Origin of the sequence: Phreatobacter sp. (assembly GCF_027532945.1) — a bacterium.
GTDB lineage: Bacteria > Pseudomonadota > Alphaproteobacteria > Rhizobiales > Phreatobacteraceae > Phreatobacter.
Genome location: NZ_JAPZTZ010000028.1, coordinates 89,996 through 115,533, shown reverse-complemented (window position 1 = coordinate 115,533; position 25,538 = coordinate 89,996). Strand labels below are relative to the sequence as shown.

23 protein-coding genes and 1 tRNA gene are annotated in these 25,538 nt (G+C 68.5%); 10 read left to right on the top strand and 14 right to left on the bottom strand.

Going from position 1 to position 25,538, the window contains the following annotated elements:
• Positions 1–214: 214 nt before the first annotated feature.
• Positions 215–829 (bottom strand): thiamine phosphate synthase, encoded by a 615-nt coding sequence (gene thiE / locus O9344_RS18190; protein WP_298480724.1) that lies wholly within the window; start codon positions 827–829, stop codon positions 215–217.
• A gap of 95 nt (positions 830–924) precedes the next feature.
• A complete protein-coding gene (locus tag O9344_RS18185; RefSeq protein WP_298480721.1) occupies positions 925–1,626 on the bottom strand; it encodes a lysophospholipid acyltransferase family protein in 702 nt (233 codons plus the stop codon).
• A 254-nt stretch (positions 1,627–1,880) separates the two neighbouring features.
• On the opposite strand from O9344_RS18185, the gene argB reads away from it, so the two are divergent.
• From argB to O9344_RS18170, 3 genes are read left to right on the top strand one after another with little or no spacing between them, the layout of a single operon-like run.
• Positions 1,881–2,774, top strand: a complete 894-nt coding sequence (gene argB / locus O9344_RS18180; RefSeq protein WP_298480719.1) for an acetylglutamate kinase — start codon at positions 1,881–1,883, stop codon at positions 2,772–2,774.
• Positions 2,767–3,774: a DUF1036 domain-containing protein gene (locus O9344_RS18175; RefSeq protein ID WP_298480717.1), complete on the top strand. Its 1,008-nt coding sequence runs from the start codon at positions 2,767–2,769 to the stop codon at positions 3,772–3,774. Before argB ends, O9344_RS18175 begins: the two co-directional genes overlap by 8 nt.
• A complete protein-coding gene (locus tag O9344_RS18170) occupies positions 3,771–4,472 on the top strand; it encodes a pyrimidine 5'-nucleotidase (protein ID WP_298480715.1) in 702 nt (233 codons plus the stop codon). Before O9344_RS18175 ends, O9344_RS18170 begins: the two co-directional genes overlap by 4 nt.
• Here O9344_RS18170 and O9344_RS18165 read toward each other — a convergent pair.
• From O9344_RS18165 to O9344_RS18155, 3 genes are read right to left on the bottom strand one after another with little or no spacing between them, the layout of a single operon-like run.
• Positions 4,469–5,089: a TetR family transcriptional regulator gene (locus O9344_RS18165; protein WP_298480713.1), complete on the bottom strand. Its 621-nt coding sequence runs from the start codon at positions 5,087–5,089 to the stop codon at positions 4,469–4,471. The two genes, O9344_RS18170 and O9344_RS18165, sit on opposite strands and share 4 nt — an antisense overlap.
• A 1-nt stretch (position 5,090) precedes the next feature.
• Positions 5,091–8,237 (bottom strand): efflux RND transporter permease subunit, encoded by a 3,147-nt coding sequence (locus tag O9344_RS18160; protein ID WP_298480711.1) that lies wholly within the window; start codon positions 8,235–8,237, stop codon positions 5,091–5,093.
• A 10-nt stretch (positions 8,238–8,247) separates the two neighbouring features.
• Complete coding sequence (locus O9344_RS18155; RefSeq protein ID WP_298480709.1) at positions 8,248–9,432, bottom strand: efflux RND transporter periplasmic adaptor subunit; 1,185 nt, start codon at positions 9,430–9,432, stop codon at positions 8,248–8,250.
• 181 nt (positions 9,433–9,613) lie between these two features.
• Here O9344_RS18155 and O9344_RS18150 point away from each other — a divergent pair, with 181 nt between their 5' ends.
• The 6 genes from O9344_RS18150 to O9344_RS18125 all read left to right on the top strand — a co-directional run bounded on the left by O9344_RS18150 (position 9,614) and on the right by O9344_RS18125 (position 16,740).
• Positions 9,614–9,880 (top strand): hypothetical protein, encoded by a 267-nt coding sequence (locus tag O9344_RS18150; protein WP_298480708.1) that lies wholly within the window; start codon positions 9,614–9,616, stop codon positions 9,878–9,880.
• Between the two features lie 104 nt (positions 9,881–9,984).
• Positions 9,985–10,746: an SDR family NAD(P)-dependent oxidoreductase gene (locus O9344_RS18145; RefSeq protein ID WP_298480706.1), complete on the top strand. Its 762-nt coding sequence runs from the start codon at positions 9,985–9,987 to the stop codon at positions 10,744–10,746.
• Positions 10,743–11,936 (top strand): acyl-CoA dehydrogenase family protein, encoded by a 1,194-nt coding sequence (locus O9344_RS18140; protein ID WP_298480704.1) that lies wholly within the window; start codon positions 10,743–10,745, stop codon positions 11,934–11,936. The genes O9344_RS18145 and O9344_RS18140 overlap by 4 nt, the downstream gene beginning before the upstream one ends.
• A gap of 58 nt (positions 11,937–11,994) precedes the next feature.
• A complete protein-coding gene (locus O9344_RS18135; protein ID WP_298480702.1) occupies positions 11,995–13,155 on the top strand; it encodes an acetyl-CoA C-acetyltransferase in 1,161 nt (386 codons plus the stop codon).
• 110 nt (positions 13,156–13,265) lie between these two features.
• The gene (locus tag O9344_RS18130; protein ID WP_298480700.1) at positions 13,266–14,801 is read left to right on the top strand and encodes an acyl-CoA synthetase; all 1,536 of its coding nucleotides are present in this window, start codon (positions 13,266–13,268) and stop codon (positions 14,799–14,801) included.
• 76 nt (positions 14,802–14,877) lie between these two features.
• A complete protein-coding gene (locus O9344_RS18125) occupies positions 14,878–16,740 on the top strand; it encodes a heavy metal translocating P-type ATPase (protein WP_298480698.1) in 1,863 nt (620 codons plus the stop codon).
• A gap of 207 nt (positions 16,741–16,947) precedes the next feature.
• On the opposite strand, the gene O9344_RS18120 is transcribed toward O9344_RS18125, so the two are convergent.
• Positions 16,948–18,174 (bottom strand): MFS transporter, encoded by a 1,227-nt coding sequence (locus O9344_RS18120; RefSeq protein ID WP_298480696.1) that lies wholly within the window; start codon positions 18,172–18,174, stop codon positions 16,948–16,950.
• A 106-nt stretch (positions 18,175–18,280) separates the two neighbouring features.
• Positions 18,281–18,356: transfer RNA gene (locus O9344_RS18115), tRNA-Ala, on the bottom strand.
• A 290-nt stretch (positions 18,357–18,646) separates the two neighbouring features.
• Between O9344_RS18115 and O9344_RS18110 the strand changes: the two genes are divergently transcribed.
• Complete coding sequence (locus tag O9344_RS18110) at positions 18,647–19,741, top strand: DUF2336 domain-containing protein (RefSeq protein ID WP_298480694.1); 1,095 nt, start codon at positions 18,647–18,649, stop codon at positions 19,739–19,741.
• A gap of 21 nt (positions 19,742–19,762) precedes the next feature.
• Here the strand turns inward: O9344_RS18110 and O9344_RS18105 are convergent, their stop codons facing one another.
• The 7 genes from O9344_RS18105 to rlmH form a co-directional block, all read right to left on the bottom strand.
• On the bottom strand, positions 19,763–20,011 hold the full coding sequence (locus O9344_RS18105) for a DUF1150 domain-containing protein (RefSeq protein ID WP_108175695.1): 249 nt from the start codon (positions 20,009–20,011) through the stop codon (positions 19,763–19,765).
• 37 nt (positions 20,012–20,048) lie between these two features.
• A complete protein-coding gene (locus O9344_RS18100) occupies positions 20,049–20,477 on the bottom strand; it encodes an Hsp20 family protein (protein ID WP_298480691.1) in 429 nt (142 codons plus the stop codon).
• A 137-nt stretch (positions 20,478–20,614) separates the two neighbouring features.
• Positions 20,615–21,688, bottom strand: coding sequence for a sn-glycerol-3-phosphate import ATP-binding protein UgpC (locus O9344_RS18095; RefSeq protein WP_298480689.1), 1,074 nt, complete (start codon positions 21,686–21,688; stop codon positions 20,615–20,617).
• A gap of 13 nt (positions 21,689–21,701) precedes the next feature.
• Positions 21,702–22,550, bottom strand: coding sequence for a sn-glycerol-3-phosphate ABC transporter permease UgpE (gene ugpE / locus O9344_RS18090; protein WP_298480687.1), 849 nt, complete (start codon positions 22,548–22,550; stop codon positions 21,702–21,704).
• A complete protein-coding gene (ugpA, locus tag O9344_RS18085; RefSeq protein WP_298480686.1) occupies positions 22,550–23,431 on the bottom strand; it encodes a sn-glycerol-3-phosphate ABC transporter permease UgpA in 882 nt (293 codons plus the stop codon). Before ugpA ends, ugpE begins: the two co-directional genes overlap by 1 nt.
• Positions 23,432–23,497: 66 nt before the next feature.
• Entirely contained in the window at positions 23,498–24,817 is a 1,320-nt protein-coding gene (gene ugpB / locus O9344_RS18080) for a sn-glycerol-3-phosphate ABC transporter substrate-binding protein UgpB (RefSeq protein ID WP_298480684.1), read from the bottom strand.
• A 193-nt stretch (positions 24,818–25,010) separates the two neighbouring features.
• Positions 25,011–25,487, bottom strand: coding sequence for a 23S rRNA (pseudouridine(1915)-N(3))-methyltransferase RlmH (gene rlmH, locus O9344_RS18075; protein ID WP_298480682.1), 477 nt, complete (start codon positions 25,485–25,487; stop codon positions 25,011–25,013).
• Positions 25,488–25,538: the final 51 nt, after the last annotated feature.

The window sequence follows — 25,538 nt, the reverse complement described above, 5'->3', positions numbered from 1 at the left end:
AGTGCGTCCTTCGAGGCTCGCTGTCGCTCGCACCTCAGGATGAGGGAGGTGGAGACTGGCACCGCGGGCAACATGGCCGCGACGTCAGCGTGGCTGGCGCCCCGGATGCAACGCACCACAGTCCTCATCCTGAGGTGCGAGCCCCGGCGATGCGCGAGCATCGTCCGGTGGCGAGCCTCGAAGGACGCACTTCGCTGCTGCAAGGCGCCGGTTCTCACTCCCCCGCCGGTTCCTCGGCCAGCCATTCCCGCACCCGGGCGTCCGGATCGTCGGCGTTGGCGATGTCCGACACCACGGCGATGGAATCCGCACCCGCGGCATAGACGGCAGGCGCCCGCTCCAGCGAGATGCCGCCAATGGCGACGAGCGGGATGGAACCGATACGGGCCTTCCACTGCCCGATCCGCTCAAGGCCCTGCGGCGGAAAGCGCATGGCCTTCACCGTCGTCGGATAGATCGGTCCGAGCGCGATATAGTCCGGCCGATGCGCCAGCGCGGTCTCCAGCTCCGCCTCGTCATGGGTGGAGAGGCCGAGGGTGAGGCCCGCCGCGCGGATCGCCGCGACATCGGCGGTGGCGAGATCCTCCTGGCCGAGATGCAGGTGCTTGGCCCCGCCGGCGATTGCGGCGCGCCAGTAATCATTGATGACGAGCCTGACCGGCAGGCCGGCGACCGATTCCACCGCCTCCTGCACCAGCGCGGTCGCCTGGGCCTCGCCGAGGCCCTTCACCCGCAGCTGGATGGTGCCGACGCCGAGGGCCGCGAGGTCCATCAGCGTGCGGAGACTGTCGACAACGGGATAGAATCGGTCGGGATAGGCGCGGGTCATGGTGGTTGCTCCTGATGGGTTGTGCGGCCTCGCGGGCCCCCGGGGGCAAGGGGATAGTGCTGGCGGACCCCGGCACGTCAAGGCGGGCCGGGCAGTCAGCCGATCCGTCGCCGCTCGGCCTCCATCGCCTGCTCGGCCCGCTCCATCATCTCGCCGGACTTGAGCCCGGGGGGAAGCGGCGGCAGGCAGGAGACGGTGATGGTGCCGGCACGCTTGGCCGGCCGGCCAATACCCCAGAACCGACCGGAATTGACCACGACCGGCAGGACGGACACGTCGAGGCGGCCGTAAAGCAGTTCGACGCCCCGCTTGAAGTCGATAGGCGCGTCCGGGTCCTTGCGGGTGCCCTCGGGAAAAACGAGCACTGGACGCCCTTCGGCGAGGGCCGCCTTGGCGCCCTCCACCATGCGGCGCAGCGCCTGGGTCCCGGACTCCCGGTCGATGGTGATCATCGGGGAGTGGCGCAGGTACCATCCGAAGACCGGGATCTTCAGCAGTTCCTCCTTGGCGACGATCGCGACATCCGGGAACAGGCGGATGAAGGCGATGGTCTCCCAGGTCGACTGGTGATTGCAGACGATGAGGCAGGGCCCCGCGGGGCGGTTGGCTGTGCCGATCTCCACATGGTCGAGCCCCACCACGCGGCGCAGCAGGCCCATGACGCCGGCGACCCAGAGCCGCGAGACATGGCGCAGCCGCGCCCCGTCTGCCCAGAACAGGGCGGGGATCATCGCGCCGAACAGGGCGGTCCAGCCGCCAAGCAGCAGGTCGAAGGTCCTGGAACGGAGTGCTGTCATGGTCTCCGTTCACAATGGTTGTGAGCCGTGGCGCAGCGCCACGGCCTCGCAGTGAGCCATAGGGCGTGTCATGGCCCCTGTCACCGGTAAGGATGATGGAGGCCGATCGTGTCGGCCTCGTGGCGCACAGGCGTGATGCGGTTTGCCGCTTTCGCGCCGACCGCCAAATCGGCTAAGACGCCGCCCATGTCGCGCGCCAGAACGCGATCACGTCAAGCGCGATCCCGAAGGGAACGCGACCGCCGGAGCCGCCCATGTCGCATACGCCCCTCGATGCCCACGATATCGGCCGCGTCCTCAATGAGGCGCTGCCCTACATGCAGAAATACGACGACGAGATCGTCGTGGTGAAATATGGCGGCCACGCCATGGGCGACGAGGGCGGTGCGCGCTCCTTCGCCCGCGACATCGTCATGCTCGAGCAGTCCGGCATCAATCCGGTGGTCGTCCATGGCGGCGGGCCGCAGATCGGCCAGATGCTCGCCAAGCTCGGCATCAAGAGCGAGTTCGTCGACGGCCTGCGCGTCACCGACAAGCAGACGGTCGAGATCGTCGAGATGATCCTCGCCGGCTCCATCAACAAGCAGATCGTCGGCTTCATCAACGCCGCCGGCGGCAAGGCCATCGGCCTGTGCGGCAAGGACGGCGACATGGTCAAGGCGGCCAAGGTCAGCCGCGTCACCCGCGATCCCGATTCCAACATCGAGAAGGTGGTGGACCTCGGCTTCGTCGGCGAGCCCGACAAGGTCGACACCAAGGTGCTGGACACCGTGCTGGGCAAGGAGCTGATCCCGGTCCTCGCGCCGGTGGCGACCTCTGCCGACGGCGAGACCTACAACGTCAACGCCGACACCTTCGCCGGCGCCATCGCCGGTGCGCTGGGGGCGAAGCGCCTGCTTCTGCTCACCGACGTGCCGGGCGTGCTCGACAAGAACAAGAACCTCATCAAGTCGCTCTCGGTCGAGGACTGCCGCCGGCTCATCGCCGACGGCACCGTGACCGGCGGCATGATCCCGAAGATCGAGACCTGCATCTATGCGGTCGAGCGCGGCGTCGAAGGCGTCGTCATCCTCGACGGCAAGACCCCGCATGCCGTCCTCGTGGAGCTCCTGACCGATGGCGGCGCCGGCACGCTCATCCATGCGTGAGGCCGTCGCGAGCCTCGCCGCGGCGTTCGTCGTCGCGGCGGCGCTCGCCGCCCCGGCCGCAGCGGAGACGCGCCTGTGCAACCGCACCAGCGTCGTCACCGAAGCAGCCATCGGCGTCGCGGTCGATGCGACTGCGGCAACCCGCGGCTGGTTCCGGCTCGATCCCGGCCAGTGCCGCGCCATCCTGCAGACGGCCGAGGCTCCCGGCCGCCTCTTCCTGCACACCCGCCCGCGCGGCGAGCCACCGGGTGCGCGCCTCGGTCAGCCGAACCAGCGCCAGCTCTGCATCGGCGAGGGTGACTTCCTCGTGCCGGCTGCCCAGTCCTGCCGCCAGCAGGGCCATGTCATGGCCCCCTTCGCCGAGGTCCGTCCGACCGTGGTTGAGGGCATCGCCGTGCTCTTCCTCTCGGAGGAGGCCGATTACGACCTGCCCCAGGCCCGCCGCGCCGGCATCCAGCGCCTCCTGACCCGGCTCGGCTACGATCCCGGCCCCATCGACGGGCTGGAGGGACCGAAGACCGATGGTGCCATGCGCGCCTTCGTCACCGACCTGAACCTGCCGGCCGATGCCGCCGCCCTGCCCGACATTTTCGACCGGCTGCTCGCCGCGCTCCGGGCCGGCGAGGGACCGGGCTTCGCCTGGTGCAACGACACCGCCCACCGGGTCATGGCGGCTCTCGGCACCGAAGAGGGCGGTCGCATGGTGACCCGCGGCTGGTACAGGATCGACGCAGGGACCTGCCTCAAGCCGCCGCTGGACGGCAGCCCGCAGCGCGTCTTCTCCTTCGCCGAGGCGGTGGATGGCGAGGGTCGCCCGGTGCTACGCCAGGGCCGGCCCCTCACCTTTGGCGGCGAGACCCCGGGGTGCATCCGCGCCAGCGAGTTCGAGATCACCGGCACCGAGGATTGCGCAGCCCATGGTGGTTTGCCGGCGCAATTCATGGCAGTGCCTTTCGACGGGCGCCGCCGCGCCTCCTTGCGTTTCCGGGAGCCCCGATGACCGACCCCGCCGCCACGCGTGCTGCCTTCGCCCATGTCGATGCCTGGATCTTTGATCTCGACAACACGCTCTATCCCGCCCACCTGTCGCTGTGGGAGCAGATCGACGGCCGCATCAAGGCCTATGTGGCGAAGCTCCTGAATGTCTCGGAGGAGGAGGCCTTCCGCGTCCAGAAGGACTATTACAAGCGCTACGGCACCTCGCTGCGCGGGCTGATGATCGAACACGGCATGAGCCCGGACGACTTCCTCTCCTATGTCCACGACATCGATCATTCGCCGCTCCAGGCGAACCCCGAACTGGGCGCCGCCATCTCCGCACTCCCCGGCCGCAAATTCGTCTTCACCTCCGGCACCCATGCCCATGTGGCGGCGGTGACGCGCCGGCTCGGCATCGACAACCATTTCGATGGCGTCTTCGACATCGTCGATGCCGGCCTGCTGCCGAAGCCGCACCGCGTGACCTACGAGAAATTCCTCGCCGACCACGGCGTCGACGCAACACGAGCCGCCATGTTCGAGGACCTCGCCCGTAATCTCGAGGCACCCCACGCGCTCGGCATGCGCACCGTGCTGGTGGTGCCAGAAAAGACCCGCGAGGTCTTCCGCGAGGCCTGGGAGTTCGAAGGCCGGAGCGACGACCACGTCGACCACATCACCGACGACCTCACCGCCTTCCTGGTGAACCTGCGCCTCTAGGCGGGCGCCCCGCCGCGGAAACAGCTGAACTGCAGGCGGAAGACCTCGGCGCCACGGTGGGCGAGGTCGAAGCGGCGGCCGAACTTGAGCCAGTCCGAGATGACGCCGTGGAGCAGCCAGTCGAAGGCATCGGCCGCCGTCGTGGCCGTCCAGGGTGCGGCGATCTGGCCCCGATCGGCGGCTTTGACGAAGGCGACGGAGAGCTGCAGCCGCACCGCGTCCATCATGCTGGTCTTGTGCTCCATCACCCGGCTCATCAGCTCGGGATGGTCGCACAGCGCCACCATCGAATAGATGCGCTGGCGGCGCTCGTCAGTGGCGAGCCGCGCCAGCGCGGCGATGACCATGGCCTCCAGCGCGCCGAGTGGCCCGGCCGGATCATCGTCCGACAGGAGCGCCAGCAGGTCCTCGTGGAACAGCGGCGCATCCTCGAACAGGGCGAGGATGAGGTCAGCCTTGTTGGCGAAGTGCCAGTAGACGGCCCCGCGCGTCACGCCCGCCTCGGCGGCGATCTCTTCCAGCGTCGTGCTGGCGAGCCCCTTGGCATGGAAGAGGCGTTCCGCGGCGGAGAGAATCCCCCGCCGCGTCTCCTCGGCCTCGGCCTTGGTGCGTCGCAAGTCAGTGGCCCGCTTTGGGAGGCGGAGCCTCGCCCGGCGTCGTCTCCGCCGCCTTGTCGCCGCCGCCCATGATCCGCGTCACCAAGACGAAGAAGATCGGCACGAAGACGACGGCGAGGATGGTCGCCGAGATCATGCCGCCGAGCACGCCGGTGCCGAGCGCCTGCTGGCTCGCGGCGCTGGCGCCCGAGGCGATGGCGAGCGGCAGCACGCCGAGCGCGAAGGCGAGCGAGGTCATCAGGATCGGCCGGAAGCGCAGATGCGCCGCCTCGATCGTTGCCTCCATCAGCCCCTTGCCCTCGGCCCTCAGGTCCTTGGCGAACTCGATGATGAGGATGGCGTTCTTCGAGGACAGGCCGATGATCGCGACGAGGCCGACCATGAAGTAGACGTCGTTCGGCATCCCGCGCAGCGTCACCGCTGCCACCGAGCCGATGACGCCGAGCGGCACCACCAGCAGCACCGAGATCGGGATCGACCAGCTCTCATAGAGCGCGGCGAGGCACAGGAATACGAGGATGCAGGACAGCGCGATAAGCAGCGGCGCCTGCGAGCCCGCCTGGATCTCCTGCAACGACTGGCCGGTCCACTCGTAGCCGAAGCCCGGCGGCAGGTCGGCGGCGAGGCGCTGCATCTCGGCGATGGCATCGCCCGACGAGAAGCCCGGAGCCGCTGCACCCGACAGGCGGATGGACGGGTAGCCGTTATAGCCGACGATCTGCGAGGGTCCGCGCTGCCACTCGGCGCGGGCGAAGGCCGACAGCGGCACCATGCCGCCATTGGCATTGCGGACATTGAGGTTGAGCAGGTCGTCGATCTGCATGCGCGAGGCCGTGTCGCCCTGCACCAGCACGCGCTGGAGGCGCCCGGCATTGGGGAAGTCGTTGACGTAGGACGAGCCGAGCGTCGTTGAGATCGTCGCGTTGATGTCGGCGAAGGTGACGCCGAACGTATTGGCCTTCTCGCGGTCGATGATGAGGGCGATCTGCGCCGCATCGGCCAGGCCTTCGACAAAGACCTGCGCCAGCTTCGGACTGCGCATGGCCGCGCCGACGAGCTGGTCGCGGGCCGCGGCGAGTTGCTGCTGGCTCTGGCCGCCGCGCGCCTGCAGGCGGAAGGAGAAGCCGTTGGAATTGCCGAGGCCCTGGATCGGCGGTGGCGACAGCGAGAAGACGATGGCGTCGCGCAGCTGCGACAGCGCGATCGTGCCGCGCAGCGCGATGGCGGAAGCCGCATCGCGGGGGCCCCGGCCGCCCCAGTCCTTCAGCGTCACGAAGGCAAGCGCCGCATTCTGGCCCTGGCCGAAGAAGGAGAAGCCGCGCACCGTGACGATGCGGGAGACACCCGGCTCGGCCATGAAATGCTTCTCGGCCGCCTCGATGGCCGCCATGGTGCGGTTCACCGTGGCATCCGACGGAGCCTGGAAGTTGACGATGATATAGCCCTGGTCCTCGTTCGGCAGGAACGAGGTGGGCAGGCGCATATAGAGCCAGCCGAGGCCGATCAGCAGCGCCAGATAGATGATCATGTAGCGCCCGCCGCGGCGGATGAGATGGCCGACCATGGCCGAATAGCCGCGCGAGGTCTTGTCGAAGCTACGGTTGAACCAGCCGAAGAAGCCGCGCTTGGCGTGATGGTGGCCGGCCTGGACGGGCTTGAGGAAGCTCGCGGCCAGCGCCGGCGTCAGTGACAGCGCGAGGAAGGCCGAGAACAGGATCGACACGACCATGGTCAGGCTGAACTGCTTGTAGATCACGCCGACCGCCCCGGGGAAGAAGGCGAGCGGAATGAACACCGAGACCAGCACGGCGGTGATGCCGATGACCGCGCCGGTAATCTGGCCCATGGCCTTGCGCGTGGCCTCCTTCGGCGACAGGCCCTCCTCGGACATGATGCGCTCGACATTCTCGACCACGACGATGGCGTCGTCGACGAGGATGCCGATGGCCAGCACCATGGCGAACATGGTCAGCACGTTGATGGAGAAGCCGGTGGCATACATCACCGCGCAGGTGCCGAGCAGCGCCACCGGCACGACGATGGCCGGGATCAGCGTGTAGCGCAGGTTCTGCAGGAACAGGAACATCACGAGAAAGACGAGCACCATCGCCTCGCCGAGCGTGTGCAGCACCTTCTCGATCGACACCTTCACGAAGGGCGAGGTGTCGTAGGGCACGGCAAACTCGACGCCCGGCGGGAAGCTGGTGGCAAGCTGGCCCATGCGCTTCTTCACCGCCTCGGCGGTGGCGAGCGCATTGCCGGTCGGCGACAGCTGCACGGCGATGGCGGCGGCCGGCTTGCCGTTGAGGCGCGCCGAGGTCGCGTAGGCCTGGGCTCCGACCTCAATTCGTGCGACGTCGCGCAACCGCACCAGCGAGCCGTCGCGGTTGGCGCGCAGCACGATGGATCCGAATTCCTCGGGCGACACGAGCTGGCCCTTGACGAGGACCGTGGCCGTGACCTGCTGGTTGATGGGGTTGGGCAGCGCACCGATGGAGCCGGCGGCGACCTGCGCGTTCTGCGCCGTAACCGCGGCTGTCACGTCGGCGGCGGTGAGGTTGAGGCCGACCATCTTGTCCGGGTCGAGCCAGATGCGCATGGCCCGCTCGGAGGCGAAGAGCTGGGCGCGGCCGACACCCGGCACGCGGCGGATCTCACCGAGGATGTTGCGGCTCATGTAGTCGCCGAGGCCGATATCGTCGAGCGTGCCATCGGTCGAGGTCAGCGTCACGACGAGCAGGAAGTTCGAGCGGGCCTGGTCGACCTGCACGCCCTGCTGGCTGACGGAGCGCGGCAGGCGCGGCTCGACGCGGCGCACGCGGTTCTGTACCTCCACCGCCGCGGCGGCCCCGTTGGTGCCGGGCCGGAAGGTGACGGTGATCTGGATGGAGCCCGTCGTGTCGGCCACCGACTCGAAATAGAGCAGGCCCTCGATGCCGTTCAGCTCCTCCTCGATGGGGCGCGTCACCGCCTGGTAGGCGTCTTCGGGCGCAGCCCCCGGATAGGCCGTGTTGATGGTGATCTGCGGCGGCGCGACATCCGGATACTGAGCGACCGGCAGCTGCGGGATGGCCAGCACGCCGCCGAGCATGATCAGGATGGAGACGACCCATGCGAAGATGGGCCGGTCGATGAAGAATTGCGGCATCGCGCGGTCCTCAGCGGGAGGCCGGGGCGGCAGCGGCAGCCCCCTGGCCCGGCGGGGCCCAGGGCCGCGGCGTCACCTTGGCGCCGGGACGCAGCCGCTGAAACCCGTCGACCACCACGCGGTCACCGTTCGCGAGGCCATCGTCGATCACCGCATCGGTACCGACGACCCGCGAGGTGCGGACGACGCGCAACTCGACCGTGTCGTCAGCCTTGACGACCCACAGCTGGGCACGGCCGGCCGTGTCGCGCTGGATCGCCTGCTGCGGCACGGTGACGGCGTTCGGCTGCACGCCCTGTTCGATGAGCACGCGCACATACATGCCCGGCAAGAGATCGCCATTGGGATTGGGAAACTCGCCGCGCAGCGTCACCTGGCCGGTGCCGGCATCCACCGTCGCCTCGGAGAAGAGCAGCCGGCCGGCATGGGGATAGGGGCTGCCGTCGTCCATGAGCAGCTTCACCGCGGCCACGTCGGCCTTGTCCTCGGTCAGCGCCCCTGCATTCACGGCCCGGCGCAGGCGAATGAGGTCGGTGGCCGACTGGGTGAAGTCGGCATAGATCGGGTCCAGCTGCTGGATGGTGGCGAGAGCATCGGCACCGTTCGCCGCCACCAAGGCACCCTCGGTGATGAGGGCGCGGCCGATCCGGCCGCTGATCGGCGCGGTGATATCGGCATATCGCAGGTTCAGTTCGGCCGAGGCGAGGCCGGCCTTGGCGCTCGCCACATCGGCGTCAGCCTGGGCAAGGGTCGCGACCGCGCTGTCGACCTGCTGGGGGCTCGCCACATTGCGCTCCCGCAGCTGCTCGGTGCGGTCGCTCTGCTGCTGGGCCAGCAGGCGCGTGGCCTGGGCGCGCTGCAGCGTCGCGCGCGAGCGCTCGACCTCGACCCGGAACGGCTCGGGATCGATGCGGTAGAGCACGTCGCCCTGCTTCACCAGGCTGCCCTGCTGGAAGACACGGGCGATGACGATGCCGGAGACGCGCGGCCGCACCTGGGCGATGCGCGTCGGCGCGATACGGCCGGGCAGCTCGCTGATGATCGGCACGGGGCGACCCTTCACCTCGACAATGCCGACGGGCGGCGGCGGCGGGGTCTGGCCGGGCGCCTGGGCGGCGGCCGGAGACGCGGCGAGGGCGAGGAGGCCGGAAAAGAGGGCGAAGGCCGGAACGGCCGACAGGCGAAAGAGCGTCATGGAAAATCCCGGGGGAAGGCGAGGGTTCGGCGCGTCTGCGGATCACGTCGCCTGGAAATACATACACGGATGTATGTAACTTTTGTGGAGACAGGTTGCAAGACAGGACGGCCGCGCTCACCGGAAGGTGAAGAGGGCGGAATGCCTTGACGGAGGGCCACCGCGGCAGGAGGCTCGGCCGGTGAGCCAGAACCTCGATGATCCCCTGGTCAAGGCGCGCGTTGTGCGCGCGCTTCTCATCGTGACGCCCTTCCTCTTCGTCGGCGGATGGCTCCTCGCCATCGCGCAGAACGCTTCGCAGTCTATCGCGTTCCTTCTCGCAGGCTTGTCAGCAGCGATGTCCCTGGTAACGGCCGCCTGCATCCACTGGTTCGGTTCGGGGTCGCGCCACGTCTTCACCGCGGTCGCCATCATCGTCGCGATCATCGGCCTGCTGATGGGCCGCTGAACAGCCATCCGCCGCACGGACGATTGACCATCGGACCACCGCTGACAAAGGTGCGGGCCAACAGGAATGCGCCCGCCTCAGGTGCGGGCCGAGGAGCGAAAGCCATGGATGCACGGGGTTCGGCGGCAATCATCACCGGGGGCGCATCCGGGCTCGGTGGAGCGACCGCCATGCGGCTCGCCAAGGCCGGTGCCAAGGTCACCATCTTCGACCTCAACGCCGATCTGGGTCAGGCTCTCGCCAAGGAGATCGGTGGCCATTTCGTCAAGGTGAACGTCACCGACGAGGCGGCGGTGGACGCCGCGCTGGCCGAGGCCGAGGGCCTGCACGGCAAGGCCCGCATCTGCGTCAACTGTGCCGGCATCGGCCCGCCCGCCAAGGTCATCGCCCGCGACGGCTCGCCCCTGCCGCTCGCCGAGTTCAACAAGATCATTCAGGTGAACCTCCTCGGCACGTTCAACGTGCTGTCGAAATTCGCCGCCCGCCTGCACACTGCCGAGCCGATCGGCGAGGAGCGCGGCGTCATCGTCAACACCGCCTCGGTCGCCGCTTTCGACGGCCAGATCGGCCAGCCCGCCTATGCCGCCTCCAAGGGCGGCATTGTCGGCATGACCCTGCCGATCGCCCGCGAGCTCGCCCGCTACGGCATCCGCATCGTCACCATCGCGCCGGGCCTCTTCCTCACCCCGCTCATGGGATCGCTGCCGAAGGAGGCGCAGGACTCGCTCGGCGCCCAGGTGCCCTTCCCCTCGCGCCTCGGCCACCCGGACGAGTATGCCATGATGGTCGAGGCCATCGTCGCCAACCCGATGCTCAACGGCGAGACCATCCGCCTCGACGGCGCCATCCGGATGTCGCCGAAATGAGCGGCCACGGCGAGGTCGAGCCGGCCGGCGCGACGCCGCGCGCCAAGGCCATCGGCGCGAAGGTCGAGGCCTTCGTCCGCAAGATCATCGTGCCCTACGAGACCGATTCACGGCTCGGCCCCCACGGCCCCTCCGAGGACATGGTCGTCGAGATGCGCGAGAAGGCGCGGGCCGCCGGCGTGCTCACCCCGCACATCCTCGACGACGGCGACCATCTGAGCCAGGCCGAGACGGCCTATGTGCTGATCCGCTACGGCCTGTCGCCCCTTGGGCCGACGGCGGTGAACACCGCCGCCCCCGACGAGGGCAACATGTACCTGCTCGGCAAGGTGGGGTCCGAGGCGCAGAAGGAGCGGTTCCTGAAGCCGCTGGTCGAGGGCCGCGCCCGCTCGGCCTTCTTCATGACCGAGCCGGCCATGGAGGGCGGCGCGGGTTCCGATCCCTCGATGATGAAGACCACCTGCCGCCTCGACGGCAACCACTGGGTGATCAATGGCCGCAAGGCCTTCATCACCGGCGCCGAGGGCGCCAAGGTCGGCATCGTCATGGCGAAGTCCGACGACGGCGCCTGCATGTTCCTCGTCGACCTGCCGGACCCGGCCATCCGCATCGAGCGGGTGCTCGACACCATCGACAGCACCATGCCGGGCGGCCACGCCATCATCGCCATCGACAATCTGCGCGTCCCCGCCGACCAGATGCTCGGCGCCAGCGGCGAGGGCTTCAAATATGCCCAGGTGCGCCTGTCGCCGGCCCGCCTGTCGCATTGCATGCGCTGGCTCGGCGCCTGCACCCGTGCCCATGAGATCGCCACCGACTATGCCTGCCGCCGCGAGGCCTTCGGCAAGCTGCTGATCGACCACGAGGGGGTCGGCTTCATGCTGGCCGAGAACCTCATCGACCTGAAACAGGCCGAGCTGATGATCGACTGGTGCGCCGGCGTTCTCGACGGCGGCTCGCTCGGCACGGCCGAGAGCTCCATGGCCAAGGTCGCCGTCTCCGAGGCGCTGATGCGCATCGCCGACCGCTGCGTCCAGGTCATGGGCGGCATGGGCGTCTCCGGCGACACCATCGTCGAGCGGGTGTTCCGCGAGATCCGCGCCTTCCGCATCTATGACGGCCCGACCGAGGTCCACAAATGGTCGCTGGCCAAGAAGATCAAGCGGGACTGGAAGCAGGCGCGAAACTGACCGCCACACACAACGAGACGGCCGCCATGGGACGGCCGCCGCAAGGGAGGATGAGACCATGGCCGAGGCCTATATCGTCGAAGCAGTGCGCACGGCCGGTGGCCGCCGCGGCGGCAGGCTCGCCGGCTGGCATCCGGCCGATCTTGGCGGCGAGGTGCTGAATGCCCTCGTCGACCGCACCGGCATCGATCCCTCCGCGATCGAGGACGTGGTGGTCGGCTGCGTCTCCCAGGGCGGCGAGCAGGCCTTCCATGTCGGCCGCAACATGGTGCTGGCCTCGAAGCTCCCCGAGAGCGTTCCGGCCGTGACCATCGACCGCCAGTGCGGCTCCTCCCAGCAGGCCATGCAGTTCGCCGCCCAGGCGGTGATGTCGGGCACGCAGGACCTCGTCATCGCCGCCGGCGTCGAGAGCATGACCCGCGTGCCCATGGGATCGGTCACCGGCCTCTACGCCAAGGCCGGCATCGGCGAGGGTCCCTTCTCGAAGCGCATCCAGCAGCGCTTCGGCGTCGAGGGCTTCAGCCAGTTCACCGGCGCCGAGATGATCGCGAAGAAATACGGTTTCAGCCGTGACGAGCTCGACCGCTACGCGCTGGAGAGCCACCGCCGCGCCATCGCCGCGACCGAGGCGGGCGCCTTCGACCGGGAGATCGTCGCCGTCGATGTCGACGGCGAGGCCCATCGCCGCGACGAGGGCATCCGCTTCGACGCGACCCTCGCGGGCATCGGCTCGGTGAAGACCCTGGTCGAGGGCGGTGTCATCACCGCCGCCAATGCCAGCCAGATCTGCGACGGCGCCTCCGGTGTCGTCATCGCCAACGAGAAGGCCATCAAGGCCCACGGCCTGAAGCCCATCGCCCGCATTCACAATCTCACCGTCACCGCCGGCGATCCCGTCATCATGCTGGAGGAGCCGCTGCCGGCCACCGACCGGGCGCTGAAGCGCGCCGGCATGCGGATCGAGGATATCGACCTCTACGAGGTCAACGAGGCCTTCGCCCCCGTGCCGCTCGCCTGGCTGCGCCACACCGGCGCCGACCCGGCGAAGCTCAACGTCAATGGCGGCGCGATCGCGCTGGGCCATCCGCTCGGCGCGTCGGGAACCAAGCTCATGGCGACGCTGATCCACGCGCTGAAGGCGCGCGGCAAGCGCTACGGCCTGCAGACCATGTGCGAGGGTGGCGGCATCGCCAACGTCACCATCGTCGAGGCGCTCTGACGCCCGCGTCGCGGCGGGGCGCGGCCCCGCCGCCAAACGGCCCGGGATCCGGGACCAAGAGCAGCGTCCGGCTGCCTGATGGAAATGCCGCCGAGAGGAGTCCCGCGTCCATGCACGCCACCCATCCGCGCGCCCATGCGGCAGCCCATCCGAACAAGATCGCCTACCGCATGGCCGGCTCGGGCGAGGCCATCACCTATGGCGAACTGGAGCATCGCGCCAACCAGGGCGCCCATCTGCTGCGCTCGCTGGGGCTGAAGGCCGGCGACCACATCGCCTTCATCATGGAGAATTCCATCGCCTTCATGGAGCTGTGCTGGGCCGCGCAGCGCACCGGCATCTACCACACCGCTATCAGCCGCTACCTGACCCCCGACGAGATCGCCTACATCGTCCGCGATTGCGGCGCGCGGGCCCTCATCGTCACGCCGCAGACGGCCGAGCAGGCCGCGCCGCTGGCGGGGCAGCCGGGTCTCTCCCTGTTCATGGCGCGCGGCGCGCGTCCCGGCTTCCGCGACTTCGACGCCGAACGCGCCGCCATGCCGCAAACGCCCATCGCCGACGAGGTGACGGGCTATGACATGCTCTATTCGTCGGGAACAACCGGCCGGCCCAAGGGCGTCAAGAAGCCCTTCCTGGGCGAGCCCATCGAGAAGCTGCCGCCGCTGATGAAGGTCCTGTGCCAGGACATGTGCGGGATGGGCGAGGACACCGTCTATCTCTCGCCGGCGCCGCTCTATCACGCGGCTCCCTTGCGCTTCAACATGATCGTCGCCGCCCTCGGCGGCACCTCCATCATCATGGAGAAGTTCGACCCCGAGGCCTTCCTGCGCCTCGTCGAGGCCCACCGCGTCACCCACGCCCAGCTCGTGCCGACCATGTTCGTGCGGATGCTGAAACTGCCCGACGCGGTCCGCACCCGCTACGACATGGGCTCGCTGCGCGCCGCCGTCCATGCGGCGGCCCCCTGCCCTGCCGACGTCAAGCAGGCGATGATCGACTGGTGGGGGCCGATCCTGCTCGAATATTACGCCGGCACCGAGGGTAACGGCGTCACCGTCATCAACTCCACCGAATGGCTCGGCCATCGCGGCAGTGTCGGCCGGCCCTTCGTCGGCACGATCAGGATCCTGGGCGAGGACGGCGCGGCACTGCCGGCCGGGGAGATCGGCGCGGTCTACTTCGCCGGCGGCCCCGCCTTCGCCTATCACAACGACACCGCCAAGACCGCCGGCGCCCACAACGACCAGGGCTGGTCGACGCTTGGCGACATCGGCTTCCTCGACGCCGAGGGCTATCTCTACCTCACCGACCGCAAGGCCTACATGATCATCTCCGGCGGGGTGAACATCTACCCGCAGGAGACGGAGGATGTGCTGATCCTCCATCCCGCCGTCGCCGACGTCGCCGTCTTCGGCATCCCCAATGCCGAGATGGGCGAGGAGGTGAAGGCCGCAGTCCAGCCGCGCGACATGGCGGAGGCCGGCCCTGAGCTGGCCGAGAAACTCATCGCCTTCTGCCGCTCGCGCCTCTCGGCGCTGAAATGTCCGCGCAGCATCGACTTCCTCGCCGAACTGCCCCGCACACCGACCGGCAAGCTGGTGAAGCGCCATCTGCGCGACCAGTACCTCGCCGCAACCCGCTGACCATCGGCTTGTCCTGAATCATTTTGTGGATCGTCCCCCGCTGGTAGCCCAAGGTCAGCGACAGCGGGGGGCGGTCATGGCGTCGGGATGGATCAAGACGGCCCTGCTCGCCGTTCCGGCCACGGGCCTGGCGGTGGGCCTCGCTGCCCCCGCCCTCGGAGCCCCCGATCTCGCGAGGCCAGCCTTCACGATCGCCACCCTCGTGGTGATCGCCGCGCTCGTGGCGGAAATCGTCGCCAGCCTCAGGCGCGGCGAGGTCGGCCTCGACGTCGTCGCCCTGCTCTCCATGAGCGCGGCGCTGGCCATCGGCGAGACGCTGGCGGCGGCCGTCGTCGCCCTCATGTATGCTGGCGGCCAGAGCCTCGAGGCCTTCGCCGAGCGCCGCGCCCGCCGCGACATGGTGGCCCTCCTCGCCCGCGCCCCGCGCAGCACCCGCCGCTATGGCTCCGCCGGCCTTGAAGAGGTCAGCCTCGACGCCGTCGCTATTGGCAATCGCCTGCTGATCCGCCAGGGCGAGACCGTTCCCGTCGACGGCACGGTTCTCGGCAATCTCGCTGTGATCGACGAGGCCGCCATCACCGGCGAATCCGTGCCAGCCCAGCGCCGTCATGGCGAACAGCTCATTTCCGGCTCGATCAATGTCGGCGCGCCTTTCGACATGCGGGCGGACCGGCTCGCCAGCGACAGCACGCTGGCCGGCATCGTCCGTCTCGTCGCGGCGGCGGAAGCCTCCAAGGCGCCGATGTCGCGCCTCGCCGACCGCTACGCCATGGTCTTCCTGGCCGTCACGGTGGCGCTGGCCATCGCCGCCTATATCCTCAGCGGCGATCCCGTCCGCGCGGTGGCCGTGCTGGTGGTGGCGACCCCCTGCCCGCTCATCCTCGCCGTGCCGGTGGCGCTCGTCGCCGGCCTGTCGCGCGCCGCGGCGCGCGGCATCCTCGTCAAGGGCGGCAAGGCGCTGGAATCGCTGGCGCGGATCAACGTTCTGGTGCTCGACAAGACCGGCACACTCACCCATGGCCGGCCGCGCATCACCTCGGAGCTGGTCTTCGACGGGATATCGCCGCGCGAGCTGCTGCGTCTCGCTGCCTCCGCCGACCAGGCCTCGCAGCATGTTCTGGCCCGCCGGCTCGTCGCCGAGGCGGAGGCGCGGGACATCGCCCTCGCCGTCCCGCAGGCGGCGGAGGAGATACCGGGCGAGGGCGTGACGGCTACGGTGGAAGGGCGGCGCGTCAGCGTCGGCGGCATCGCCTATGCCGCGGCCCGCGCCGATCTCGGTTCGGGCGACGCCGAGGCCGCCGACAACCTCCGCCGCCTGCGCGACGGCACCGGCGTCGTCGTCGCGGTGAGCGTCGATGGCCGTCTCGCCGGGGGCTTCCTGATGGTGGACGAGCTGCGCGCCGGCTCGCACGCCCTGCTCGATGCGCTGCGCGCCGAGGGGCTGAAGCGCATCGTGCTCGCCACCGGCGACCGCGCCGGCGTCGCCGAGGCGCTCGCGGCGGACCTTCCCGTGGACGAGATCCGCTCCGAGCAGACCCCGGCCGACAAGGTGGCGGTGGTGATCGCCGAGCGCCGCCACGGCGCGGTGATGATGGTGGGCGACGGCGTCAACGATGCGCCTGCGCTGGCGGCAGCCGAAATCGGCCTCGCCATGGGCGCGACGGGCTCGGCCGCCGCTGCCGAAACCGCCGATGTCGTGCTGCTGGTGGACCAGCTCTCGCGGCTGCGGGAAGCGCTCATCATCGCCCGCCGCGCCCGCGCCATTGCACTCCAGAGCGTCGTCGCCGGCATCGGCCTGTCGCTGGTGGCCATGGTGGCCGCCGCCTTCGGCCTCATCGCGCCGGTCCAGGGCGCGCTGTTGCAGGAGGTGATCGACGTGGCGGTGATCCTCAACGCGCTGCGCGCGCTCCGCGGCCCGATGCCCGCCGAGATCCGCTGAGACGAGGGAACAGGGAGACCGAGCCCGGCATTGTCAGGGCATGAGCAAGATGCCCCCTGACGCCATCCCGCCCGAGCCAAAACCGGCCAAGCCCCCTGCGCCCCCCGAGGGACCGCATGCACGGCCTGGCCTCATCGATCCCGACAAGACCCCGGGCTCGGGGATGTTCCCCAAGCCCGGCACGAAGGACTCCGAGCCACCCGCCGGCTAGCCCGGTGAGGGCGTGTTTTTGCGGCGATCCTGGATGAGCGTCAGGACCACGGTGCAGAGCATGAAGCCGGCCGCGACGGCGAAGATCGCCGTGGGCAGGCTGCGGTCGAGCAGCGCCGCATAGAGCAGCGGGCCGACAAGCCCGCCGAGGTTGAAGCCGGTCGAGACAATGCCGAAGACCACGCCCTCCGAGCCCTTCGGGGCGGCGGCGCGCACCAGCATGTCGCGTGACGGCGTGATGATCCCGGACAGGAAGCCGGCGAGCCCGAGCATCGCGGTCACTGTCAACAGCGGCGGCTGGGTGACGGCGAGGGTCGCGGCGATCACCGCGGTGCAGAGATAGGCGCCCGCCGCAACGAGCCCATGCCGCGTCGTCCGATCGGCGACGAAGCCGCCTGCCAGCACACCCATCGCGCTCATGAACAGGAACAGCGTAAGCGCCGTGTTGGCCCCGGCGAGGTCGATGCCATAGCCCATGACGAGGGCCGAGGCCGAGAAGGACGAGATGCCGCCGGTCGACAGGCTCAGCAGCATGAACATGGCCATGAGCGACACCACCGCGCCGGTGATGAGCCGGCGCCGGGGCGCGCTCGCCTTGGTGTCGCCGGCCGCCTTGGACGGCGCAGGCGAAACAGCCGGCTCGCGGCTGAGACCTACCGGCAGCGCCGCGAGGAGACCGGCAAGGCCGGCGAGGGTGAAGGCCGCAGGAACGCCTGCGAGCGCCGCCGTGCCGAGCAGCAGCACCGGCGCCATGGCCGTGCCGAGATAGCCCGCGAAGGTGTGGAGGGAGAAGGCGCGGCCCATGCGGGTGCCGTCCACGCCGCGGGCGAGCAGCGCGTAATCGGCGGGGTGATAGACGCCATTGGCCAAGCCCGCCGCCGCCATCGCCACGATGAGCATCGGATAGCTCGGCATGACCGCCAGCATGAGGAAGCTCGACCCGCCCAGCACGAGGCCGGCGGTGAGAACCCGGCGATGGCCGAAACGGTCGCAGACAAGGCCCATCGGGCCCTGGACCACCAGCGAGACGAGATTGAAGACGGTGAGTGCAGCACCGATCTCGAGGAAGCTGCGGCCGAAATGGCCGGGCAGCAACGGCAGAAGCGCCGGCACGACCATGATGTGCACATGGCTCACCCAATGGGCGAGCGAGATCTGCGCCAGGAGCCGCCGCTCCGCGCCGATCGCCGATATCGTCCCGGCCGGAGGTGAAAGAGTCGTCATCACAGCCTCGCCATGGCGCGGACTTAGCACCTTTTCCGGCCCGCATCAGCGCATGGCCGTGCAAGGCAAGGGTGCTGCGATGGAGGCGGTATCAGATGGAAGGATTTGGTGGAGCCAGGCGGGATCGAACCGCCGACCTCTTGCATGCCATGCAAGCGCTCTCCCAGCTGAGCTATGGCCCCAATCCGGCTCTCGCGAGCCATGCGGACGGTGGGCCGTCCGCAGGGTCTCCAGCGGGTGGCCCCGCGTGAGGAGCGCGTCTTTCGCACATTTCTTTTCCGCCTTCAAGCGACCCTGTGAGTTTTTTCAGCGCCGTTCGACGGAGGTCGCGTGAGCCCTCCGGCCCCTCCCTCCGCAGCGTGAATTCATCGCTTGCCCCACGATCCGCCGGTCGCCCGCAACAGCTTCTTAAGGCCCCGGCACTAGGCTGCCGTGACGTTCATCCGCCGCAGTCTGGGACCTGTGATCCGCGATGCCCCCGGCCTCCATCATCGCCGAATTGGAAGATGCGCTCTCGAGCGGCGCCAGCCATCGCCGGGTCGAGACGCTGCGCCGTGTCACCGACCTTTTCCTTCATGATGCCGACCGGTTCACCGAGGAGCAGGTCGCGCTCTTCGACGACGTCATCATGCGCCTGTCGGATTCCATGGAACTGGCAGTGCGCCAGGAGCTTGCCGAGCGCCTCGCGCCGGTGATGAGCGCGCCGAAGACGGTGCTTCGCTCGCTGGCCCAGGCCGACGAGATCGACGTCGCCCGACCGATCCTTCTCCTCTCGGCCCAGCTCGACGACACGATCCTCGCCGATATCGCCCGCACCAAGAGCCAGGAGCACATGCTGGCCATCGCCGGCCGTGCCTCGGTCGGCGAGACCGTCACCGATGTGCTGGTGGAACGGGGCGATGCCCGCGTCGCCCGCTCGGTCGCCGCCAACGAGGGCGCCCGCTTCTCGCCGAAGACCTATGATGCGCTGGTGGAGAAGTCGAAGGGCGACGACGTGCTGGCGGAGGCCGTCGGCCTGCGCAAGGACATCCCGCCCTATCTGTTCCGCGTTATTCTCGCCACCGCGCGCGAGGAGGTGAGGAAGCGCCTCGTCGCCTCCTCCTCGCCGCGCGAGAAGGTGCATCTGTCCGGCGCCATCGCCGGCGTCGCCGACCGCATCGCGGTGGGCACGGCAGGCCCCGGCCGCGACTATACGGCCACTCACCGCGCCATCGTCGTCCAGCATGGCCGGGGCGCGCTCGGCGAGGCCGAGCTTCGGGCCTATGCCGAAGAGGGCAAGACGGACGAGACGCTCTGCGCCCTGTCGGTGCTCAGCGGCGTGCCCATCGAACTGGTCGAGCGGCTGTTCCTCGGCGACCGGCCGGACCCGATCCTCATCATCGCCCGCTGCGCCGGCCTGTCCTGGCCGACGGTCAAGGCGGTGCTGGCAGCGCGCCACGGCAGTGCCGGCTCCTCTGCCGCGGGCCTTGAGGAGGCGCGCGACAGCTATCAGAAACTGACCTCCGGCACGGCCATGCGCGTCTTGCGCTTCTGGCAGGTTCGCGAGGCCTCCGCCGCGACCGGCTGAGCCGTGGCGCCTCACCATCGGTCAGTGCAGGCTGACCGTCTCCAGCTCGTTCTCCCAGGCATTCGCCACCGCGTCCTCGCGGCGGTCAGTCACCATGATCGGCGTGCCGTCGGCGGAGACGAGGGCGAAGAGGTCGATCCCCGGCGGCAGGGCCGGCGCCTGCGGGAAGGCGCGGGAGAAATCGTCGGACCGCATCGATTTGACATAAGCCACCTTGGCCACGCCCAGCTGGGCGAGGATCTCGGGGGCGATGGGGGAACGGTCGTTCATGCTCGAACCTCCTTCAAAGGCAGGTTGCGGTGCAGGGTCAGTCCTGCGTCGCGATGTCGATCCGCCGCACGATCCGCTCGGGCTCCGGGCGGGCCAGATCGATCGACAGAAGCCCGTTCTTCAGGTCGGCTCCCATGACCTCCATCCCGTCGGCAAGCACGAAGGCGCGCTGGAACTGGCGGGCGGCGATGCCGCGATGGATGAAGTCGCGCCCTTCCGTGTCCTCCTGCTGGCGGCCGCGGATGAGCAACTGGTTCTCTTCGACGGTGACCTCGAGCTGCTGGCGCGTGAAGCCGGCAACCGCGAGGGTGATGCGCAGGCGTTCGGCTTGCGTCGGCGTCGCGGCGATCCGCTCGATATTGTAGGGCGGATAGCCCTCGGCACCTTTGGCGACCCGGTCCAGGACCCGTTCCAGCTGGTCGAAACCAAGGAGGAACGGCGAGGAGAGAGACGGCACGCGCGACATGGACGAGGTCCTCGGAAGAGCGACATCGACCGGGCCCCGAAGGCACCCGGCACGCCGGACGGCACCGGCGCTTTCCGAATATGGCGATGCTGCCTCGCCCCTTCAAGGAGCGGTGGCGCGGCGCGCGCCGGCCGTCCTCAGCCGATGCGCTTGCCGGTATCCTTGTCGAACAGGTGCAGGTTCTCGCGCAGGGCAAAAACCGACATGGCCGTGCCCGCGTCGAGCAGCGCCTTGCCCGGCAGGCGGGCGATCATGTCCTGTCCCGTGCCGCCGATCGGCCCGTAGACGAAGGTCTCCGATCCCACCGCCTCCACCGCCGAGACGGGGAAGGTGATGCCGACGCCACCATCGGGCAGCGGGCCAGTGGCGAGATGGAGATGCTCCGGCCGGATGCCGAGAATGGCGCCGGCAGCGGGAACCGGCAGGCCGGCGCCGCCCGTGAGGCCGTCGGTGGCGATGCCGCCGGGACCGCCGGCGACCGGAATGAGGTTCATCGGCGGCGCGCCGATGAAACTCGCGACGAAGGTCGAGGCCGGCTTTTCATAGAGGTCGAGCGGCGCACCCACTTGTTCGACCTCGCCCTTGTTCATCACCACCAGCACGTCGGCGAGCGTCATCGCCTCCAGCTGGTCATGGGTCACATAGACCGAGGTGACGCCGAGCGCGCGCTGCAGCTTCTTGATCTCGACGCGCATCTGGATGCGTAGCTTGGCGTCGAGGTTGGAGAGCGGTTCGTCGAACAGGAAGACCTGCGGCTTGCGCACGATGGCGCGGCCCATGGCGACGCGCTGGCGCTGGCCGCCGGAGAGCTGCCGCGGCTTGCGGTCGAGGAAGGGCGTGATCTCGAGGATGCGGGCGGCTTCCTTCACCCGCGCATCGATCTCATCCTTCGCCGTGCCGCGGTTGCGCAGGCCATAGGCCATGTTGTCGTAGACGCTCATGTGCGGATAGAGCGCGTAGTTCTGGAACACCATGGCGATGTCGCGCTCGGCCGGCTCCAGCTCGTTGACCCGGCGCGAGCCGATGCGGCACTCGCCGGAGGTGATGGTCTCCAGCCCCGCGATCATGCGCAGCAGCGTGGACTTGCCGCAGCCCGACGGGCCGACAAGCACACAGAAGGCGCCGTCGGGCACATGGATGTCGACGCCGCGCACGGCCTCGACATTGCCGGCATAGACCTTGCGGATCTGGTCGAGAACGACCTCGCTCATGGATGGTGGTCCCTTACTTCTCGGTCTCGACCAGGCCCTTCACAAAGAGCCGTTGCATGATGATGACAACCAGCACCGGCGGCAGCATCGCCAGCACCGCCGTGGCCATGGCGATCTGCCATTCGGTCAGCGCGTCCTGCGTCACGATCATCTTCTTGATGCCGATGACGATGGTCTGCATGCCCTCGCGCGTCGTGATCAGCAGCGGCCAGAGATACTGGTTCCAGCCGTAGATGAACTGGATGACGAACAGGGCGGCGACCGTGGTGATGGAAAGCGGCAGCAGCGTGTCGCGGAAGAACTGCATCGGCCCGGCGCCGTCGATCTTCGAGGCCTCGACCAGCTCATCCGGCACAGTCATGAAAAACTGGCGGAACAGCAGGGTCGCCGTAGCCGAGGCGATGAGCGGCACGGTGAGGCCCATATAGCTGTCGAGCAGGCCGAGATCGGCGACGATCTTGTAGGTCGGGTAGATGCGCACCTCGACCGGCAGCATGAGCGTAACGAAGATCACCCAGAAGGCCGTCATCCGGAAGGGGAAGCGGAAATAGACAATGGCGAAGGCCGAGATGATGGAGATGGCGATCTTGCCGATGGCAATCGTGAGCGCCATCACCAGGCTGTTCAGCATCATCAGGCCAACCGGCGAGCGCGAGGAGCGCGCCGTGCCCTCGAACAACGTCTGGCGGTAGTTCTCGAGGAAATAGGGGCCGGGCCTCAGCGGCATCGTGCCGTTGGAGATGGTCGCGGGGTCCCAGGTCGAGGCGACGAAGGCCACATAGACCGGGAAGGCCACGACGAGGATCCCGAGAGCGAGGATCAGGTGGGGCAGGAACGAGAAGAAGCTCTGGCGCTCGACCATCAGTACTGGACCTTGCGCTCGATGTAGCGGAACTGGATGGCGGTCAGCCCGATCACCAGCACCATCAGGACAACCGACTGGGCGGCGGAACCGCCGAGGTCGCCGCCGAGGCGGCCGTCGGAGAAGACCTTGTAGACCAGCGTCGTGGTGCCCTGAGCGGGACCGCCACCGGTGACGGAATCGATGATGCCGAACGTGTCGAAGAAGACGTAGACGATGTTCACGACCAGCAGGAAGAAGGTGGTCGGCGACAGGAGCGGGAAGATCACGGTCCAGAAGCGCCGGACGGGACGGGCGCCGTCGATGGCCGCGGCCTCGATGACGCTCTTCGGGATCGACTGCAGGCCGGCGAGGAAGAACAGGAAATTGTAGCTGATCTGCTTCCAGGTCGCCGCCATGACCACCAGCGCCATGGCGTGATTGGCGTTGAGCTGCGGGTTCCAGTCGAAGCCGAGCGCGCGGATGGCCTGCGCGACGAGGCCGAGGGACGGCTGGAACATGAAGAGCCAGAGCACGCCGGCAATGGCCGGGGCGACGGCATAGGGCCACATCAGGAAGGTCTTGTAGCCGCTCGCCCCTTTGATCTGCTTGTCGGCTTGCACCGCCAGCAACAGCGACAGCGACAGCGAGAAAACGGTGACGAGGGTCGAGAAGACCAGCGTCGTCAGCATCGACCGGTAGTAGTCGGGATTGGCGAAGAGGACGGCGTAGTTCTCAAGCCAGACGAACTCGGTGGACAGGCCGAAGGCATCCTGGATCAGGAAGGACTGCCAGACCGCCTGAGCCGCAGGCCAGTAGAAGAAGATGATGGTGATGAGGAGCTGCGGCATCAGCAGCGCGTAGGGCAGGATCTTGCCGTCGAAAACGACGCGCTTTTCCATGACGATCCCCTCAGACGGCACCGGGGCGGGCTGAGGGCCCGCCCCGATCCGATAGACACAGTAAGTTCAGCGCGAAACCGTACGCTCGAACTGCCGGAGCATGGTGTTGCCGCGCGACACGGCGGCGTCGAGAGCCGCCTGGGCGCTCTTCTGGCCGGCCAGCGCCGCCTCGATCTCCTCGGCCCAGACATCACGCATCTGCACCATGTTGCCGAGACGCAGGCCGCGGGAGTTCTCGGTCGGCGGCTTGTTGTTCAGCTGCAGGATCGGCGTCTCGAGATAGGGGTTCTCGCGGTAGAAACCGGAGGCCTTCACCTGCTCGTAGGCCGCCAGCGTGATCGGCAGGTAGCCCGAGTCGGTGTGGAGACGCGCCTGACGGTCGGTCTGCGACAGGAAGGCGAAGAATTTGGCGACGCCGCGATATTCGGCCGCCGGCTTGCCGCCCATCACCCACAGCGAGGCGCCACCCAGAGTCGAGTTCTGCGGGGCACCGGCAGCATCCGGATAATAGGGCATCGGCGCATTGGCCCAGTCGAACTTCGCGTTCGCCTTGACGTTGCCGTAGAAGCCCGAGGAGGTCAGGAAGATCGGGCACTCGCCGGAGGTGAAGCGGCCCTCGCCGGTATTGGTGCGGCCCGAATAGGAGAAGGTGTTGTCGCGCTGCAGCTCGATGAGGTTCTGCAGATGGCGGACGTGAAGGGCCGAGTTGAAGCGCAGTTCCGTGTCGAAGCCGTCGATGCCGTTAGCCCGGCTGGCGAGCGGCACGTTATGCCAGAGCGAGAACTGCTCCAGGTTCAGCCAGGTGATCCAGGCCGAGGAGAAGCCGCACTTGTCGAAGCCGGCAGCACGCAGCTTCTTGGCCGCTTCGAACACTTCCGGCCAGGTCTTCGGCGGCACGTCCGGATTGAGGCCGGCGCGGCGGAAGGCGTCCTTGTTGTACCACATCACCGCGGATGAGGAGTTGAACGGGAAGGACAGCATCTCGCCGCGGGAGGTCGAATAGTAGCCGGCGACGGCAGGCAGGTAGGCCTTCGGATCGAAGGGCTCGTTGGCCTCGGCCATGAGCTGGAACACCGGCTTGATGGCGCCGCGGGCGGCCATCATCGTGGCGGTGCCGACCTCGAAGACCTGCAGGATGTGCGGGGCGTTGCCGGCGCGGAAGGCCGCAATGCCGGCATTCATCGTATCGGGATAAGAGCCCTTGTAGACCGGGACGACGCGATATTCGGTCTGGGTGGCGTTGAAGTCCTGCGCGAGCTTGTTGACGACGTCGTTGTTGACGCCGGTCATGGCATGCCACCACTGGATCTCGACCTGGGCGGCAGCCGGCGTGGCGGCCATCATGGCTGCCGCGGTGGCCGCGAGCACGAAACGACGATTGAACATGAAAAATACCTCCCAACGGGCGCCTTGCGGCGGCGGTGCGGCTTGCGGCAAAGAACCGCGCCGTTCTGGGTCCGCGCAGTGACGGACGGGTGACAGTTTAATGAAGGTTCGATGACAGCGTAAGGGGCGCGATGTCCAGTGCGGCCGCGCCGGACCGACGCCCCTTATCCACATCAACACGCCCGGTCACCGCTCAGACGCGATGATAGGGATGGCCTGAGAGGATGGTCACGGCACGGTAGAGCTGCTCCATCGCCATGACCCGCACGAGCTGGTGCGGCCAGGTCATGGCGCCGAAGGAGAGCACGAGATCGGCCTCCGCCCGCAGCGCCGGATCGAGCCCGTCCGGCCCGCCGATGACGAGGGTCGCAGCCTCCTCCGACGCATCCTTCCAGCGTCCGAGCTGTGCGGCGAAATCGGCGCTGCCGAGGCTCTTGCCGCGCTCGTCGAGCAGGATGAGGCGGCCCGACCGGACGCGGCGGATGGCGGCAGCCTCTTCGGCCTTGCGCGCGGCGACGTCGGCCGCGCGGCTCTCGTCGAGCGTCACCGCCTCCATCGCGCGAAAGCCAAGCGCCTTGCCGGCCTTGGCCGCGCGGTCCTGGTAGCGGGCGGCGAGCTCGGTTTCCGGGCCCGCCTTGGTACGGCCGACGGCGACGAGGATCAGGCGCATGGCGACAGCCGCATCGACACTCCGCGGCGCGCCCGCCTCAGGTCCCGGATG

Coding starts and splice junctions, on each gene's coding strand:
- thiE (WP_298480724.1), bottom strand. CDS start 829: ATGACCCGCGCCTATCCCGACCGATTCTATCCCGTTGTCGACAGTCTC.
- O9344_RS18185 (WP_298480721.1), bottom strand. CDS start 1,626: ATGACAGCACTCCGTTCCAGGACCTTCGACCTGCTGCTTGGCGGCTGG.
- argB (WP_298480719.1), top strand. CDS start 1,881: ATGTCGCATACGCCCCTCGATGCCCACGATATCGGCCGCGTCCTCAAT.
- O9344_RS18175 (WP_298480717.1), top strand. CDS start 2,767: ATGCGTGAGGCCGTCGCGAGCCTCGCCGCGGCGTTCGTCGTCGCGGCG.
- O9344_RS18170 (WP_298480715.1), top strand. CDS start 3,771: ATGACCGACCCCGCCGCCACGCGTGCTGCCTTCGCCCATGTCGATGCC.
- O9344_RS18160 (WP_298480711.1), bottom strand. CDS start 8,237: ATGCCGCAATTCTTCATCGACCGGCCCATCTTCGCATGGGTCGTCTCC.
- O9344_RS18155 (WP_298480709.1), bottom strand. CDS start 9,432: ATGACGCTCTTTCGCCTGTCGGCCGTTCCGGCCTTCGCCCTCTTTTCC.
- O9344_RS18145 (WP_298480706.1), top strand. CDS start 9,985: ATGGATGCACGGGGTTCGGCGGCAATCATCACCGGGGGCGCATCCGGG.
- O9344_RS18140 (WP_298480704.1), top strand. CDS start 10,743: ATGAGCGGCCACGGCGAGGTCGAGCCGGCCGGCGCGACGCCGCGCGCC.
- O9344_RS18135 (WP_298480702.1), top strand. CDS start 11,995: ATGGCCGAGGCCTATATCGTCGAAGCAGTGCGCACGGCCGGTGGCCGC.
- O9344_RS18130 (WP_298480700.1), top strand. CDS start 13,266: ATGCACGCCACCCATCCGCGCGCCCATGCGGCAGCCCATCCGAACAAG.
- O9344_RS18125 (WP_298480698.1), top strand. CDS start 14,878: ATGGCGTCGGGATGGATCAAGACGGCCCTGCTCGCCGTTCCGGCCACG.
- O9344_RS18120 (WP_298480696.1), bottom strand. CDS start 18,174: ATGACGACTCTTTCACCTCCGGCCGGGACGATATCGGCGATCGGCGCG.
- O9344_RS18110 (WP_298480694.1), top strand. CDS start 18,647: ATGCCCCCGGCCTCCATCATCGCCGAATTGGAAGATGCGCTCTCGAGC.
- O9344_RS18105 (WP_108175695.1), bottom strand. CDS start 20,011: ATGAACGACCGTTCCCCCATCGCCCCCGAGATCCTCGCCCAGCTGGGC.
- O9344_RS18100 (WP_298480691.1), bottom strand. CDS start 20,477: ATGTCGCGCGTGCCGTCTCTCTCCTCGCCGTTCCTCCTTGGTTTCGAC.
- O9344_RS18095 (WP_298480689.1), bottom strand. CDS start 21,688: ATGAGCGAGGTCGTTCTCGACCAGATCCGCAAGGTCTATGCCGGCAAT.
- ugpE (WP_298480687.1), bottom strand. CDS start 22,550: ATGGTCGAGCGCCAGAGCTTCTTCTCGTTCCTGCCCCACCTGATCCTC.
- ugpA (WP_298480686.1), bottom strand. CDS start 23,431: ATGGAAAAGCGCGTCGTTTTCGACGGCAAGATCCTGCCCTACGCGCTG.
- ugpB (WP_298480684.1), bottom strand. CDS start 24,817: ATGTTCAATCGTCGTTTCGTGCTCGCGGCCACCGCGGCAGCCATGATG.
- rlmH (WP_298480682.1), bottom strand. CDS start 25,487: ATGCGCCTGATCCTCGTCGCCGTCGGCCGTACCAAGGCGGGCCCGGAA.